Below are 16432 nucleotides of genomic sequence, written 5' to 3' on the forward strand. Positions count from 1 at the left end.
TTTATGGTTTTTTCACCCAATGAATGGTATTCTGGGCTATAAACCTACTGTACTAAATTTGATCAGGTGATCCTTACCTATAATAACATGGGTCGGGTAACTTCGTACCCCATACTTATCGGCGTAAAATCTTCCATCATCCACAATGCGATATTGGAAAGGCATTATTTTCAGGAAATTTTTCAAACTGCTGGCATCATCTAAGGCAATGGCAATAAATACCACCTCTTTATGATCTTTATATTTGGCTACCAATTCATTCAGTTCTGGTATTTCCTGTTTGCAGGGCGGACAATTGATGAACCAAAAATTAAGTACAACGATTTTATCTGTATTACTTTTAAACTCATGACTTACGGAAGTTTTTTTTGTAGGGTGGTAAACTTCGTATGTTTATGATGTTCTATTCTCCAACTTATTTCAGGAAACTCTCTAGTGCCAAGCGATAGCCATCTAAGCCAAAACCCGTTAACACGCCCTTACAGTTCTTTCCGGTTAAGGAAACATGCCTGAATTCTTCCCTGGCATAGATATTGGAAATATGTACCTCTACCACTGGGGTTTTGATGGCGGCAATAGCATCTGCAATGGCCACAGAAGTATGGGTATATCCGCCCGCATTTAAAATAATACCATCATAAGAGAAGCCCACTTCATGTAATTTATTGATCAATTCGCCTTCTACATTACTTTGATAATAATCAATTTCCACAATGCTGTATTTTTCCTTTAGGTTTTCCAAATAGCTTTCTATACCCTCGGCGCCATAAATAGAAGGTTCACGTAAGCCCAGAAGGTTGAGATTGGGTCCATTGATAATTTGAATTTTCATCGTAAGTATGATTAAAATATTGTAATGTTGCAATGTTATAAAAAAACTCATTAATAATGAACATCCAATCTTATTTAAAGGGATTTAGCACTTATTTAAAATTAGAACGTTCACTATCCAAACATTCTGTAGCGGCCTACTTGAGCGATGTGGAAAAACTTTTCCAATTTTTGGCCATGCAAGACCAACCACCTAACATTAATCAGCTAAAACTAACCCACCTAAGAGCCTTTATTGCCTGGCTAAACGATCTGGGCATGCTGGCCAATACCCAGGCCCGAATTATTTCTGGAATCAAAGCTTTCTTCCATTACCTTTTGCAGGAATCATTAATCACCGAAGACCCTACCGCGCTCATAGAAGCCCCAAAGCTGAGCAGAAAACTACCAGATACCTTAAGTTTTCCAGAGATCAATAGATTGATTGCCGCCATTGATGCTTCCAAACCTGAAGGCATGCGAAATAAGGCTATTATTGAAATGTTATATGGCTGTGGGCTTAGGGTTACAGAACTTGTGGAACTCAAAATATCAAATATCTATGCCGAAACCGAATTTATTAAGGTGATTGGCAAAGGCAATAAAGAAAGGATCGTTCCCATTGGAAGTACGGCATTGAAGTTGACCAACATCTATATCCATGAAGTTAGGATCCATCAGCATATTAAAAGGGGAAATGAAGACTATATTTTCCTAAATCGCTTTGGGGCCAAATTATCGAGAATTAGCATATTCAACCTGATCAAATCGCTCGCAGTGGCGGCAGGCATAGCTAAAAGCATCAGTCCCCATACCCTACGCCATTCTTTTGCCACCCACTTAATAGAAGGCGGTGCCGATCTTCGTGCCGTACAGGAAATGTTGGGGCATGCCAGTATCACCACCACCGAAATATATACGCACCTGGATAGGGATTACCTGAAAAGCATCATCACTCAATTTCATCCCAGGGCTTAGTTGCTCGGTTTTTGTGCAAATCAACCATAACAATTGATCCTAAACGCTGTTTTTATTTATGGTCTACCTCCCCACAAATCATTCTATCCTTTCCCTGCATATCTTTCTTTAAAACAATGTTTTTAAATCCTTTACCCTTTAACAATTGAATGGTTTCATCACCTAAGTGTTCGTTTATTTCAAAAAACAAAAGTCCTCTATTCATTAGATTCTCCAAAGCAAAATCGGCTATGATACGGTAAAAGAGCAAGGGATCTTCATCACTTACAAATAGGGCCCTATGTGGTTCATTATCCAATACGTTCTGGTGCATTTCCGCTTGCTCTGTTTGGGTAATATAAGGGGGATTACTTACGATAATCGAAAATTGGGGATAGTTATTCTTAAGTTGTGGGCTCAGTATATCTTCTTGAATAAACTTTACCTCAACTTCATTTAAATTGGCATTTTGTTGGGCAGTCAATAGGGTATCTTGAGCAATATCTATGGCATACACCTGTGTATTTGGTAAATTCTTCTTCAGGGCTATAGCTATACAACCACTTCCGGTTCCAATATCTAAAACATTAATATGCTGTGTTTTATTTTCAAAAAAAGCATTAGAAAAATTACTTTCTATGATCCACTCTACCAGTTCTTCTGTTTCTGGCCTGGGAATAAGTACAGAAGGATTAACCTTAAACCTTAAATTATAAAAAGGAGTTTCTCCAATGATATACTGCACCGGTTTTCCCTTGATCAGTTCGTCAATTACTTGTGCATACCTCAGCCATTCTTCTGTACTGATCAGTGTTTCTTTCTTCAAGATAAAATCAGTTCTGCTCAAGTTGGAAATATGCTGTAAAACCAATATAAAAATGGCCTGAGCCTCCTCTCTATCATAGATTGGGGCCAATGCGGTTTCAAATTTTTCGGCCAGGGCTTTTAAGTTCATGAAGCTGCAAAAATAACCATAATCATGGCAATAGCTAATGATCAGGCCAAAATCATCAATCTAAAATTGTAAATCAGAAATATACCTTACTTTTGTATGGATGAAGCATGAATTTTATATGCAAAGGTGCCTAGATTTGGCGGTAAATGGCATAAGTGAGGTCAGTCCAAATCCAATGGTAGGTTGCGTAATTGTAGTTGACGATGAGATTATTGGGGAAGGTTACCATCATAGAATTGGCGAGGCACATGCCGAAGTCAATGCCCTTAACCAGGTGTTCGAAAATTACGGCACACAGGCTGCAGCGCTCTTAAAAAAGGCGACGGCCTATGTAAGCTTGGAACCTTGTGCCCACTTTGGCAAAACCCCACCCTGCGCAGACTTACTGGTGAAACACGGCCTCAAGCGTGTAGTGATTGGCAACACTGATCCTTTTAGCGGCGTAAACGGCAAGGGCATTGAAAAATTACAGCATGCAGGTGTTGAAGTAATTACAGATGTGTTAAAAGAGAAATGCGCCTTCATCAACCGTAGGTTTTTCACCAGAGTGACTAAAAACAGGCCTTATTTTATCCTAAAATGGGCACAAACGGCCAATCATTTATTTGCCCCCACGCCAACTGCCCAGCAATGGATTTCCGGGCCATTGGCCCAACAACTTAGCCATAAATGGCGTGGAGAGGAAGTGGCTATTCTGGTGGGGAAGCAAACGGCCCTCACCGACAATCCGCAACTCAACACCAGGGCTTATCCAGGTAAAAACCCCATCAGAATTGTCATCGACAAAAACCTGGACATTCCCGAAAGTTACCATATTTATAACCAAGAGGCCAAAACCCTTATTTTTAATGAGGTAAAAACAGCGGTAAAAGATAATATCCACTGGGTGCAAATGGAAGACATGCATTTCTACCTGCCACAAAAAATAGCTTACCAGCTTTATCTTATGGATATCCAATCTGTCATTATAGAAGGTGGAGCACAAATATTAAACCTGTTCATCGCCGCTAATTTATGGGACGAAGCCCGTATATTTACCAGCAAAACTTCTTGGGAATATGGTATCAAGGCTCCGGAAATAAAGGGAGAAGTGATAGAGGAAATGATGATTGGAGCAGATAAGCTCGTCATCCTAAAACAAGTATAAACATGATCTATTTAATACTCAGCATCATTTGCAGTGTAACCGTTGGGGTGCTGTTGAAATTGGCCAAACGTTACCATATCAATATTATACAGGCCATTACCTGGAATTATCTTTTTGCCATTTTTCTGAGTGTGGTATTTTTCAAACCTGATTTCACCAGGATATCTTATCAGAACTTCTCTCCTGTTTATTTGGGCCTAGGCATCTTATTACCAAGCATTTTTATCTTTTTAGGGCTATCGGTAAGAAATGCAGGCCTGGCCAGAACAGATATTGCACAACGTTTATCTTTGTTTATATCGTTATGTGCTGCTTATTTTATTTTCAGGGAAAATTTTGACCGCTACAAGGAAGTGGGTGTGGTTTTTGGCTTTGCAGCCATTATATTCACCATGTACCGTAAGAGCGACAGGACATCGGGCAAAAAGAGCTGGTTCTATCTCCTGTTGGTTTTTATGGGTTTTGGCACCATAGATATTTTGTTTAAAATGGTAAGCCAAATTACCATTATTCCCTACACCACATCCCTATTTATTATTTACCTCATTGCCTTTATACTTTCATCGCTCTACGTCCTCTACCTGTTATTTACCAAAAAGACTAGATTACAATTGATCAATTTTATTTGTGGCTGTATTTTAGGTTTTTTCAACTTTGGGAACATTTTATTCTATCTCAAGGCGCATCAGGCCATGGCCAGCAACCCTTCTACGGTATTTGCTGCCATGAACATCGGGGTAATTATTACCGGCAGTCTTATTGGCATCTTCATTTTCAGGGAAAAATTGAGCAAGTGGAACTACCTGGGTTTGGTATTGGCAGTTGTTTCTATTATCCTCATCACCTTATCTAAAATTTATGCTGTTTAGTGATACCTATCAAACCATCGAGCAGGTTTCGGAAGGCATTTTTAGGGATAAGGGCAGCAAGTTCATCGCTTATGCCTATCCTATCAGAAGTGAAGTGCAGGCTAAAGAGCATATCCAAAAACTTAGGGCCGAGCACCCCAAGGCCAGGCATTTCTGTTGGGCATTACGCTTAACGCCCGACCGGAACATATTTAAGCTAAACGATGATGGCGAACCTTCTGGAACTGCAGGAAGGCCTATCCTCAATTCGCTCCTTTCTGCCGATGTGACCAATATCCTAGTGGTAGTGGTCAGGTATTTTGGAGGTACCCTATTGGGCGTACCTGGGTTGATCAATGCTTATAAGATGGCCACCATTGAAACCCTATCTGCAAACAAAGTGGTACATCAAACCATAAATGACATCTATCAAATTGAATTTGATTACCTGATGATGAACGAGGTCATGCGCATCATTAAAGAGGAACAACTGACGGTGTTATCGCAGGATTTCGACAACGCCTGTACCATCCAGTTCGAAATAAGAAAAGCGAACTTGAATATAGTGCTGGGCAGATTGGAAAAAGTAGCAGGTATAAAAATCAAATTTCTCCATACTGCTTAAGGGATGCCCTTATGGCATACAATAGCTGTTAAAGCTACCATCAGCTCTTTACTTCTCCTAGATAGGTACTGTACGAAATAGTTCTTCGGTCTGCCGCAATAAAAGCGGCATAGCAATGATAGCTAGCCCCTTGTTGATGGTCTATCCTCAAAAAATCCTCTCCCACTTTTCTGAACTGTCCGGTCAAGCTATAAAATGTCCTACCGTTAACCATGTCATAAGCCATGAGCATGACCTGATCTAGCGGACTAGCTTCTGCCGCGCATTTGGCCATCCAGCTAAAGCGTAATAAATCTGGAGCAATAGATTCTACTTTCATCTCTTCGGCCAAGGGCAAAGTACCATAGCTCAATAAGGCTTTAGCCGGATTGATCCATAGGTTTGGTGCTAAACCTTCAAATCCATGGTGCAACAAATAAGATTTTGCTGCAATAAATCCACGGGCCGTTTCACTATAGTTTTTAAAACCTTCACGTACAAAAGACAGTACAGGCCTTAACCAAGCTTGTGCCATAGCAAACTTTTGTCTGTTGGCCAGCTCGGCTGCACTTACTTTTTTAGTACGTTTTTTATAAGCCCCTTTAAGATAAGGCCGTCCATTTCTTGAAGAACCCACTACCGTACCTATTTTACCGATAAGTGGACCAAGAATACCATTTGGGAGTCTTGCCATAATCAATATCCTATCTATAAAATATTAATTTACAAAATATTATCAGATAAAACCAAATTAAAATGAGATAAAACACTATTGAAAATGGGATGAAATACACATTACATTTGAGTTTTATCTGTCTTTTATCCCTGTTTTATCCGAGTTTCATTTTTCTTTTATTAATTTATTTTTTACCAGGATGACCTGGATTTTTCTAATAAAATACTTTGGCTTTATAATAAGTTATGAGTATTTTCAATCAACTAAAAACTTAAATTATGAGAAGATTATTCCTATCCTTAGGTCTACTTGGTATTGCCCTCACCACCCTTTCTGCGGGAAGTAAAAAAACGGTTCAATCTGAGTGCCATGAGTACTTTCGCATCATTAATCGCTATGGATGCGGCGATGTTTTAGTAGACCAATTTTTAATTTGGTCGAATAATAATCCTACCAGTTGTTATGTCACAACTGACCAAATTACTGTAATTGGCGATCCAATACCCATTTGTTACCATCTACATCCTCCAGGTGGCCGATATTAATTTTTATTTGCCTCGCCTATCTGCGGGGCATTTTGCTTATAAACCATTCTTTGAACTACCGATATTTACAACAACCTTTGCTGCATGGAAAGCATTAATCATTGCGTTGTGATTTGCTTTATTCATTAGTTCTTATGTTTTTAATGGTATTCATGAGCTCTCCCGAAACATTTCGGGATCGGTTCATTCTTTGAACTACTGATATTTACAACAACTCCATCATCCAATCATATTTCTTGGTTCTAGTTGTGATTTGCTTTATTCATTAGTTCTTATATTTTTAATGGTATTCATGAGCTCTCCCGAAACATTTCGGGATCGGTTCATTCTTTGAACTACTGATATTTACAACAACGATCACTTTCTTCTTCCACGCCTATCTGTGTTGTGATTTGCTTTCATTCTTTGAACTACTGATATTTACAACAACGATCGATCCTGGCGAACCGCTGGATCCTGAGTTGTGATTTGCTTTATTCATTAGTTCTTATATTTTTAATGGTATTCATGAGCTCTCCCGAAACATTTCGGGATCGGTTCATTCTTTGAACTACTGATATTTACAACAACCCTAATGAGTACTTTAATTGATACAACAATGTTGTGATTTGCTTTCATTCTTTGAACTACTGATATTTACAACAACACACCATGATTGGTAATGGTCACAAAGCCAGGTTGTGATTTGCTTTCATTCTTTGAACTACTGATATTTACAACAACCTGATTGATTTGAATTGCATTTCTGAATAGGTTGTGATTTGCTTTCATTCTTTGAACTACTGATATTTACAACAACGCAGCTTTGTTGGGCTGTTTGTTTACGTCGGTTGTGATTTGCTTTCATTCTTTGAACTACTGATATTTACAACAACCTAAAATCAAAAGAATACAAAATAGCAGCGGTTGTGATTTGCTTTCATTCTTTGAACTACTGATATTTACAACAACTATAGGCGGTGATGTTACAGAAGTAGTTTGGTTGTGATTTGCTTTCATTCTTTGAACTACTGATATTTACAACAACCGAGAAGTGTTGCTTTGTCCTGGCTTGATCGTTGTGATTTGCTTTCATTCTTTGAACTACTGATATTTACAACAACCCTCGGGGGCATAATCGGCAATACCAGCTTGTTGTGATTTGCTTTCATTCTTTGAACTACTGATATTTACAACAACACTCATTGTGCCTAACCCATTGTCTTTCCAGTTGTGATTTGCTTTCATTCTTTGAACTACTGATATTTACAACAACCTCTAACATTCTAACAATGTAAAAAACTCTGTTGTGATTTGCTTTCATTCTTTGAACTACTGATATTTACAACAACGGTCGTTATATTGGGCCTACTTGATTTAGTGTTGTGATTTGCTTTCATTCTTTGAACTACTGATATTTACAACAACAAATCATTATCGCTCATCATCTCATCTTCCGTTGTGATTTGCTTTCATTCTTTGAACTACTGATATTTACAACAACTACGCTCCAATTTCCTGCGGTCATAATGGTGTTGTGATTTGCTTTCATTCTTTGAACTACTGATATTTACAACAACGCGAAAGGATATTGGGGGGACTTCCCGACTGTTGTGATTTGCTTTCATTCTTTGAACTACTGATATTTACAACAACCCTCAGCGGGAGATATATAAGTCTCCGCATGTTGTGATTTGCTTTCATTCTTTGAACTACTGATATTTACAACAACATGATTTTGATTATTCACAATTGAATTGGAGTTGTGATTTGCTTTCATTCTTTGAACTACTGATATTTACAACAACGTCGGGATTGCAGATAGAGCTTGCGGCTATGTTGTGATTTGCTTTCATTCTTTGAACTACTGATATTTACAACAACTTGCTCCTACAAAAACAGTTGGAAACTATAGTTGTGATTTGCTTTCATTCTTTGAACTACTGATATTTACAACAACAAATTTTTAGACCTAGGCATATCAAATACCGTTGTGATTTGCTTTCATTCTTTGAACTACTGATATTTACAACAACATAGTAGTAATATTACTACCTTTATAAAGTGTTGTGATTTGCTTTCATTCTTTGAACTACTGATATTTACAACAACAATACGGCTAATGCTACCCAAAATCAATTAGTTGTGATTTGCTTTCATTCTTTGAACTACTGATATTTACAACAACTCGCCCCCGTTATTGATCTCGGCGACGACAGTTGTGATTTGCTTTCATTCTTTGAACTACTGATATTTACAACAACAGCCAGAGTGTATGAACCCGGATGTAAATTGTTGTGATTTGCTTTCATTCTTTGAACTACTGATATTTACAACAACACTACAAGAGAAAACTATATAGCGATGAAGTTGTGATTTGCTTTCATTCTTTGAACTACTGATATTTACAACAACGAATGGAAAGTAAGATTATACGAAGAAATGTTGTGATTTGCTTTCATTCTTTGAACTACTGATATTTACAACAACCAGAATTAGAAGCAAAAAACATGATACAAGTTGTGATTTGCTTTCATTCTTTGAACTACTGATATTTACAACAACACAGAATTAGAAGCAAAAAACATGATACAAGTTGTGATTTGCTTTCATTCTTTGAACTACTGATATTTACAACAACTAAGAATAGGAGGCATAGGTGACTACACGGGTTGTGATTTGCTTTCATTCTTTGAACTACTGATATTTACAACAACTTTAGCATGGACAGCTTCTTGATATCTTCGGTTGTGATTTGCTTTCATTCTTTGAACTACTGATATTTACAACAACAAATGGAGAGAATTTTAAACAATGAAAATAGTTGTGATTTGCTTTCATTCTTTGAACTACTGATATTTACAACAACTACTACAAGAGAAAACTATACAGTGAGGAAGTTGTGATTTGCTTTCATTCTTTGAACTACTGATATTTACAACAACGTAAGCGGAGGACAAGCAGCAAATGCAGCAGTTGTGATTTGCTTTCATTCTTTGAACTACTGATATTTACAACAACGAATAGCAGATGCAACAGAATTAGAAGCAAGTTGTGATTTGCTTTCATTCTTTGAACTACTGATATTTACAACAACATCGCAATTCATCAATTACCATAAGTACAAGTTGTGATTTGCTTTCATTCTTTGAACTACTGATATTTACAACAACTTCTTTTTGAATATGGCAAATTTGCTGAAAGTTGTGATTTGCTTTCATTCTTTGAACTACTGATATTTACAACAACGCTTAAATCGTTACGGGGATGATCTGCTACGTTGTGATTTGCTTTCATTCTTTGAACTACTGATATTTACAACAACTCGCCTTTTTTTAAAGTAACATAATCGTTAGTTGTGATTTGCTTTCATTCTTTGAACTACTGATATTTACAACAACATTAGCAGAAGAATGTTATTTTACTATGCTGTTGTGATTTGCTTTCATTCTTTGAACTACTGATATTTACAACAACATTAGCAGAAGAATGTTATTTTACTATGCTGTTGTGATTTGCTTTCATTCTTTGAACTACTGATATTTACAACAACATGCAGAATGATATTGCGCTCAATCCATAAGTTGTGATTTGCTTTCATTCTTTGAACTACTGATATTTACAACAACTGAAATTGGCCTGCAAACCCATATGAACCTGTTGTGATTTGCTTTCATTCTTTGAACTACTGATATTTACAACAACTATCTGCATGGAAGGTTAATAAGTTTGTTGGTTGTGATTTGCTTTCATTCTTTGAACTACTGATATTTACAACAACGATTGAAAGGAGTGTTCCGAGCGAAGAACGGTTGTGATTTGCTTTCATTCTTTGAACTACTGATATTTACAACAACAAATTTTTTAGGACTATTCATTTAAAAATAGTTGTGATTTGCTTTCATTCTTTGAACTACTGATATTTACAACAACGCTGTTCAATGCAAAATAAAGAATTTGTGGGTTGTGATTTGCTTTCATTCTTTGAACTACTGATATTTACAACAACATTTGCAGACGATGCATACACCGGTTATTTGTTGTGATTTGCTTTCATTCTTTGAACTACTGATATTTACAACAACCCTTTATATGGATAGCCTAAAGCTTCAAATGTTGTGATTTGCTTTCATTCTTTGAACTACTGATATTTACAACAACCTTGGCCGGTCAAAAGCAATTGCTTAAAAGTTGTGATTTGCTTTCATTCTTTGAACTACTGATATTTACAACAACACATCTATTCAGTTAGGCCAGCGGGCACGTGTTGTGATTTGCTTTCATTCTTTGAACTACTGATATTTACAACAACCAAACTTCGTATTCTTTTACTAGATATTTCGTTGTGATTTGCTTTCATTCTTTGAACTACTGATATTTACAACAACATGGCGGATTGATGGGAATGTTAAGCCCCAGTTGTGATTTGCTTTCATTCTTTGAACTACTGATATTTACAACAACTTTGGGCACATACAGAGCTTAAAGAGGATGGTTGTGATTTGCTTTCATTCTTTGAACTACTGATATTTACAACAACATACCTTAGTTCAATCAACTATGCCTCAGCAGGTTAGTTCAAAAATTAGAATTAAAAAAATCCTGATGTATTTGCGTCAGGATTTTCATTCTAGTTATTTATTCAATTGTAAGAAGAATAAATAACTAGAATAATTCCAGTTGTTGTGGTGTGTCAGGCAAGGCTTTTTCATCTTTGCCGTAAAAAAGTTCCATGGCACCAAATTGCTTATCGGTAACCGTCATGATGCCAATATGGCCCTTGGAAGGCAACAAGTTCTTTACCCTTCTGATGTGAACCTCTGCATTTTCTCTGCTGCTACAATGGCGTAGATAAATAGAAAACTGGAACATGCTAAAACCATCTCTCTGCAGTTCTTTCCGAAAACGAGCATATACCTGTCGCTCTTTTTTGGTTTCGGTGGGCAAGTCAAAAAACACTAATACCCACAAAACTCGATATTGGTTTAAACGCATATTTAAAAAGGCAAATGATCATCATCTACATTGTTATTATCATCTTCCTTTTGTTTCACCACAGCATCTAGTTCTCCTTCTTCTAAAAAGGGACGATAGTTTATCCGTTTATCAAAATTCATCATTTGGGGATAAACGATCTTCCTTAAGCTGCCTTCATAGCATTTTGCTAACGAAGCGGTAGTTTGCTGCAAACCTACCATTAACGGGCTGGTGCCCCTTTCAAACTGTACATCCACCGTCGCAATAGCCAGCAGCCTTGATTTGATTACTGCACCCAATTCCAAAAAATTCAAACCTTCATCAATAATTTTGAGTACAATCTCATCTACATAAGGCCGATAAGGCTCCATAATATCATCAGCCAGACAATAAGCGTTATATTTATTGCGATGATGAATGCCTAATGTAGGGAGTAATCCTGAAGAAACCAGTCCACGAGCTACAATAGCCCTTAAAATGGCATAACCATAATTGAGGAGGTTGTTAGGCGGATCACCTTCGCGTCCGCGAAAAAATTCTATTTTTTTAGGAAATACATTTTTCCAGTAATAGGCCGCCGCTCTACCTTCATAATTATCCGGATCACCGGAACGTACCGACCTGGCCCAATACAGTATATTTTCGAAAGCAACACCACGACTAGCTAAAACTGCCGCCTGATTGAGTATCTTGGCCTGCACCGTTTGTTGCCAAAGGTTTTTCTTTAAGGGTTGTGAAGCATCTATCTGATAACGGAAGCGTTCACTTTGTGTATTGTTGCCCTCTAAAGGCAGCAGCAAACCTGTGGGCAAATGGCTCGAATTGCAGGTGATGAGCGCTGCATTATTTTCCAACAAAGCCGCCATACAGCCGTGAGTAATGGTAATTTGCTGATGATCGAGCACCATAATCCCTACATCTTCAACAGCTACCGTTTTCTTGCTTTCCTTTTCGCCCAGCACTTTTAGGTGGGGAAGTTCAATATGCAATTGCTTGTTTTTTAGGCTTAAATAAGCTGGATTGCTGAAAAGGAGCGTTCTTTTGATCATGGGGATTATTTAAACTTCTACCATTTATTTTTTCTAAACTGATTAATTTTCTGAAGAATTTCGACATCAGCTTTGTCCTGCGTCCTTCCTGCAATCATTTTCATCTGTATCAAATGATAATATTGCACTACCGGCACTTGCTGGTCTTTTAATGGAAAAAATACTTTACGCTCATTAGCCTGCTCATAATTCAAACCTCGAACTTTAGTTAAAAAATCGATCTTGTCAGGCTTATCTCCAATACTGAAAACATCTGCTTTAGTAAAATCTAAATTCGATAAGGTTGTCAAGTCTTCCTCGATAATACCATAATACCTCAATGCAGCAATCAATTTTTCCCAATTCTGTGAAGTAGGTTGCAACCATATATCCATATCATGCGTACTACGCTCGTAACCATAATAAATTACGGCATAACCACCTATCAACATAAAATCTACTTCATGCTCAATTAACATGAGTAACAATGTCTTATGTTCTTCTCTTAGGATATCCATATTAGTTAAAATTGATGCGTTTATTTGGATTTTCATTAGGTTTGTTGCTGTATATCCTATCAATAAGGTTTTTAGTATTTGCCAAATGTTCTTCAGGCGTTAAAGAAGCTAGGTACCTATAATTGTCTTCTGCTTCTTCTTCAAAAGAATTATATATCCTAATTCGATTTCTTCCATAGCCAACAGTAGGTTCTTCTACGGATGAAATATTATTCTGATCTTGACGATAGTTATTGTCCATCTCTTCTCCTACCTTTACGATATCTCCTAAATGATTAAGACGAACTTTGATAATTCCATTAATACCATTCAAGCCCTCTCGCTTCCAGACAATTCCTTTTAAGTATTTGTTATCTTCAACATTTGTCTCCATATGATGTCTAAAAAAATAATCTTTTGTAGCGAGCTTCTGCACTCTAAATAAATTCGGGCTAATGATTCTATAGTTTTTAAGGTCCAACAAATCAATTTCGGATGGATTAAAATCTCCATTTGGAAAAACGAAATACTCATTCTGCTTCATGGTAAAAAGGAATTTCCAACCTTCTTTTTGTTTATATTCCACATCTATTATTGGTAAGCCTGCATTTACCCTTGCTACCGCTTCATAAAATGAGATTACATTTTCCTGTAAATTCCCTTTCTCATCTTGATAAATAGCAACATGATGGTTGTTCCCCGTACTTACAAAATCAACTGGAATAGGGTTATTATCTTCATTTAATATTTCTTTACCAAAATGGTCTTTCTTAGTGTGTAATGCTTCTGCATTTTTAATCCCCGATATGGTAACTCTTTTAATAGCAATGCCCTTTTTCTCATTTAACCATATTGGATTTTTATCTAAATCGGTAAAAGCTTCTTTAGCATTTCCTTTATACTGATTTAAACGGTCAATAAGAATATTCTTCACACCTAAGTCAATAATTTTATCTAAGTTTTTATAGTCTTTAAAGTTATCAGCATTAATGTCTTTTTTTATGGTATAATCTTCTTCTAACCATACCAATTTTACGATTTCAGGTAATGTTTTAGTTTTTGCTTGGTCTACATAAATAGGATTTTTGGATAAATCATTCTTGCCAGTAAACGCCCTTTTTGCATCGCCTCCATTTTCGTTTAGACGCCTTAATAATAATGCCCTGAATTTTGGATTTCCAACTTTTAGAATTGTATTTTCATCAAACTTACCCGAAACTTTTTCTTCTTTAGAAACATATTGTCTGATTTTTCCATATATAGTTTCCTTATGTAACTGCCCTCTTGGCGTTAATTCTAGCTTTTTCAATTTTCCGTTTTTGCTAGCTATTTGGTTAATATTTCTAGTTACTACCTTATTTTTAGCTTTTTGAGAAACTAAAACAGCTTCTAGATGTTCTTTAGCGACTTGCCTAAAATTCGGGATAGGGCAATTGAATTTTCTTTTTTTTGCACCTTTATCATCAGTAGTTAAGGTAGTCTCTTTTTCTTCTATAGCTATTACGTTTTTGTGCATGTTATGGTCAACATCTTTTCTTGCGTTAAGATAATTAAGATATTGAATATGATTATGCTTGGTAAAAGCTATGGTTAACGCATCCATAGCATGGTGTCGATGGTCGTTTCTTTTAGTCCAGTCTTTAATTACTTCTTTTTTATTGCCGTCTTTCATTTCCAAAAGCTCAGTTAGACCAAGTTGACGATATTTGTCAATATTTAATTCTTTCATCACATTTACCAATCCCCAATCTTCACGTAGTTTATCTGTAATAGCCCCGGTGGTTGATACTACCGAACGAGTAATACCAAATAACATCTCCTTTGCCTTTTTGGCTATATATTGAGTTTCTCTCAAATCTCGTTCAATAAATCCATCGCCAATATCTTCGTTCTTTTTTAACAGCTTTTGATATTTGGCCTTGGAAATTGGATTTTCTTTTAACCTGAACATCATCTCTACTCTTTCCACATATTCTGCTAGTTTCTCTTCTCCAAATTTTGATAAGATGTAATCATGAGCGGTCATATTTCCCTTATCAATATTAATTTGCCTTGGAACTAATGTTTTGTTAGAAAAACTATCATCAAATAAGCGGGCTTTTGCGATAATGTGTTCGATATCATATTCTTTAGAAAAAAGTTTTTCACGAGAAATATATTCGCCAGTGTACAGGTCTTTATAAGCGTTAGGTTTTAATTCCTCATAAAGTTTATACCTTATAATATCGTTTCGGGTTGGGTTTTTAACCCCAAACTCTGTTTGCAATAACTTAATAATATTTTCGTGCTCAGCTTTGGCTTTATTGATATTCAAGCTCATTTCAGCCCTTTCACTAGCATTTTTCTTTAATTCTCTAGCTAGCTCAATCCTAATCTCATCAAATTGAAAGTCAGGACTTAATCCATTGTCTATTAATTTTTTATTTTCGGTTTCAATAAGTGTATTAACCACATTAACCATTTGATTAAGAATTTTCTCAACCACAGGGTTACGAAGACTATTCTTCTTTAGAAGATCAAGTTTAGCTTTTAAAGGACGTTCTGCCAACTCTTCTTTTGTTAAAGAATTTTTAGAATGTCGGTAACCTGCTAATATGCAAGCCTCACTATATTTTTGTTCTTTTATGTAAGGATAGATATTTCGCATCGCTTTGGTACTTAAGCTACCATATTCATCAGAAAAAGTAATTGCTCCAATTATTTTTGCCTGTTCTTTGCTAAAATCAAATTTCTCATTCAATAATCTATGAAGTGTATCATTTCCAGTTTTAGAGTTATCTTCTTCGTAAGCATACAGTAAATGCCAAAGACGATAGGAAGATTGATTTTCAAAATCTTTCCCGTCCAATTCGGCATTAAAGGTTAAGATAGAAGTATCAATGCCTAGGGTTTCGAAAATGCTCTTAACCATCTCCTTAATTTCTGAGGCAGGAGTTTTTAACTCTTTAATGGAGATATCATCTTTGTTAGCTAATTTTAGCAAATCTTCATTATACCCTTCTAATTCTAAAATCTTTAAATAAGCATTGTATAAAGCTTCATTTGTCCTATTGCCTTCTAATTCATTGTAATTTGCTTCCCACTCATTTGGTAAATAGCCTAAAACCTCTAAAATTCTTTCCATTTTTAGATTTCCTTTTAGATTTAGCTCTTCAAAAACAATTATTTTTGCTTCACTACTTAGAGTTTGTATCTCTTTAGTTTTCTTATTCCTAAATTCTAAGTCTGTCTCTTATACACATCTCCGAGCCCACGAGACCTGCGTTACCATCTCGTATGCCGTATTCTGCTTGAAAAAGGGGGGGGGGGGGGGGGGGGGGGGGGGGGGGGGGGGGGGGGGGGGGGGGGGGGGGGGGGGGGGGGGGGGGGGGGGGGGGGGGGGGGGGGGGGGGGGGGGGGGGGGGGGGGG

The 16432-nt window shown here is 36.7% G+C and carries 12 protein-coding genes, 1 pseudogene and 1 CRISPR repeat array; of the genes and pseudogenes, 5 read left to right on the top strand and 8 right to left on the bottom strand.

What is annotated here, in order from left to right:
• Positions 1-36: 36 nt before the first annotated feature.
• A pseudogene (locus tag JHD79_RS17915) lies at positions 37-336 on the bottom strand (TlpA family protein disulfide reductase); the annotation flags it as partial.
• Between the two features lie 79 nt (positions 337-415).
• Positions 416-832: a type II 3-dehydroquinate dehydratase gene (gene aroQ / locus JHD79_RS17920; RefSeq protein WP_199120677.1), complete on the bottom strand. Its 417-nt coding sequence runs from the start codon at positions 830-832 to the stop codon at positions 416-418.
• A gap of 56 nt (positions 833-888) precedes the next feature.
• Between aroQ and xerD the strand changes: the two genes are divergently transcribed.
• On the top strand, positions 889-1788 hold the full coding sequence (gene xerD, locus JHD79_RS17925; RefSeq protein ID WP_199120678.1) for a site-specific tyrosine recombinase XerD: 900 nt from the start codon (positions 889-891) through the stop codon (positions 1786-1788).
• 52 nt (positions 1789-1840) lie between these two features.
• Here the strand turns inward: xerD and prmC are convergent, their stop codons facing one another.
• A complete protein-coding gene (gene prmC, locus JHD79_RS17930) occupies positions 1841-2722 on the bottom strand; it encodes a peptide chain release factor N(5)-glutamine methyltransferase (RefSeq protein ID WP_199120679.1) in 882 nt (293 codons plus the stop codon).
• Between the two features lie 100 nt (positions 2723-2822).
• On the opposite strand from prmC, the gene ribD reads away from it, so the two are divergent.
• The 3 genes from ribD to JHD79_RS17945 are packed head-to-tail and all read left to right on the top strand — an operon-like array spanning position 2823 to position 5342.
• Positions 2823-3869: a bifunctional diaminohydroxyphosphoribosylaminopyrimidine deaminase/5-amino-6-(5-phosphoribosylamino)uracil reductase RibD gene (gene ribD, locus JHD79_RS17935; RefSeq protein ID WP_199120680.1), complete on the top strand. Its 1047-nt coding sequence runs from the start codon at positions 2823-2825 to the stop codon at positions 3867-3869.
• 2 nt (positions 3870-3871) lie between these two features.
• Complete coding sequence (locus tag JHD79_RS17940) at positions 3872-4738, top strand: EamA family transporter (RefSeq protein ID WP_199120681.1); 867 nt, start codon at positions 3872-3874, stop codon at positions 4736-4738.
• Positions 4728-5342 (top strand): YigZ family protein, encoded by a 615-nt coding sequence (locus tag JHD79_RS17945; RefSeq protein WP_199120682.1) that lies wholly within the window; start codon positions 4728-4730, stop codon positions 5340-5342. The genes JHD79_RS17940 and JHD79_RS17945 overlap by 11 nt, the downstream gene beginning before the upstream one ends.
• A gap of 40 nt (positions 5343-5382) precedes the next feature.
• Here JHD79_RS17945 and JHD79_RS17950 read toward each other — a convergent pair whose 3' ends face one another.
• Complete coding sequence (locus tag JHD79_RS17950) at positions 5383-6015, bottom strand: DUF6266 family protein (protein ID WP_199120683.1); 633 nt, start codon at positions 6013-6015, stop codon at positions 5383-5385.
• A gap of 260 nt (positions 6016-6275) precedes the next feature.
• Between JHD79_RS17950 and JHD79_RS17955 the strand changes: the two genes are divergently transcribed.
• Entirely contained in the window at positions 6276-6542 is a 267-nt protein-coding gene (locus tag JHD79_RS17955; protein WP_199120684.1) for a hypothetical protein, read from the top strand.
• A 600-nt stretch (positions 6543-7142) separates the two neighbouring features.
• A CRISPR array of direct repeats spans positions 7143-11061; the repeat unit is 46 nt; unit sequence GTTGTGATTTGCTTTCATTCTTTGAACTACTGATATTTACAACAAC.
• Positions 11062-11186: 125 nt separating this feature from the next.
• Here the strand turns inward: JHD79_RS17955 and cas2 are convergent.
• Genes cas2 through cas9 form a run of 4 tightly spaced genes read right to left on the bottom strand, consistent with a single transcriptional unit; the run spans position 11187 to position 16147 of the window.
• Positions 11187-11516 (bottom strand): CRISPR-associated endonuclease Cas2, encoded by a 330-nt coding sequence (gene cas2 / locus JHD79_RS17960; protein WP_199120685.1) that lies wholly within the window; start codon positions 11514-11516, stop codon positions 11187-11189.
• A gap of 2 nt (positions 11517-11518) precedes the next feature.
• A complete protein-coding gene (gene cas1, locus JHD79_RS17965) occupies positions 11519-12547 on the bottom strand; it encodes a type II CRISPR-associated endonuclease Cas1 (protein WP_199120686.1) in 1029 nt (342 codons plus the stop codon).
• A gap of 17 nt (positions 12548-12564) precedes the next feature.
• Positions 12565-13044 carry a hypothetical protein gene (locus JHD79_RS17970; protein WP_199120687.1) on the bottom strand — a complete coding sequence of 160 codons (480 nt, stop codon included), beginning with the start codon at positions 13042-13044 and terminating at the stop codon, positions 12565-12567.
• Position 13045: 1 nt separating this feature from the next.
• The gene (gene cas9, locus JHD79_RS17975) at positions 13046-16147 is read right to left on the bottom strand and encodes a type II CRISPR RNA-guided endonuclease Cas9 (protein ID WP_199120688.1); all 3102 of its coding nucleotides are present in this window, start codon (positions 16145-16147) and stop codon (positions 13046-13048) included.
• Between the last annotated feature and the right edge of the window lie 285 nt (positions 16148-16432).

It is taken from the genome of Pedobacter sp. ASV28 (genome assembly GCF_016428855.1).
Lineage (GTDB): Bacteria > Bacteroidota > Bacteroidia > Sphingobacteriales > Sphingobacteriaceae > Pedobacter.

Excerpts from the sequence above, each read along its gene's own strand:
- aroQ (WP_199120677.1), bottom strand. The coding sequence starts at position 832 with ATGAAAATTCAAATTATCAATGGACCCAATCTCAACCTTCTGGGCTTA.
- xerD (WP_199120678.1), top strand. The coding sequence starts at position 889 with ATGAACATCCAATCTTATTTAAAGGGATTTAGCACTTATTTAAAATTA.
- prmC (WP_199120679.1), bottom strand. The coding sequence starts at position 2,722 with ATGAACTTAAAAGCCCTGGCCGAAAAATTTGAAACCGCATTGGCCCCA.
- ribD (WP_199120680.1), top strand. The coding sequence starts at position 2,823 with ATGAAGCATGAATTTTATATGCAAAGGTGCCTAGATTTGGCGGTAAAT.
- JHD79_RS17940 (WP_199120681.1), top strand. The coding sequence starts at position 3,872 with ATGATCTATTTAATACTCAGCATCATTTGCAGTGTAACCGTTGGGGTG.
- JHD79_RS17945 (WP_199120682.1), top strand. The coding sequence starts at position 4,728 with ATGCTGTTTAGTGATACCTATCAAACCATCGAGCAGGTTTCGGAAGGC.
- JHD79_RS17950 (WP_199120683.1), bottom strand. The coding sequence starts at position 6,015 with ATGGCAAGACTCCCAAATGGTATTCTTGGTCCACTTATCGGTAAAATA.
- JHD79_RS17955 (WP_199120684.1), top strand. The coding sequence starts at position 6,276 with ATGAGAAGATTATTCCTATCCTTAGGTCTACTTGGTATTGCCCTCACC.
- cas2 (WP_199120685.1), bottom strand. The coding sequence starts at position 11,516 with ATGCGTTTAAACCAATATCGAGTTTTGTGGGTATTAGTGTTTTTTGAC.
- cas1 (WP_199120686.1), bottom strand. The coding sequence starts at position 12,547 with ATGATCAAAAGAACGCTCCTTTTCAGCAATCCAGCTTATTTAAGCCTA.
- JHD79_RS17970 (WP_199120687.1), bottom strand. The coding sequence starts at position 13,044 with ATGGATATCCTAAGAGAAGAACATAAGACATTGTTACTCATGTTAATT.
- cas9 (WP_199120688.1), bottom strand. The coding sequence starts at position 16,147 with ATGGAAAGAATTTTAGAGGTTTTAGGCTATTTACCAAATGAGTGGGAA.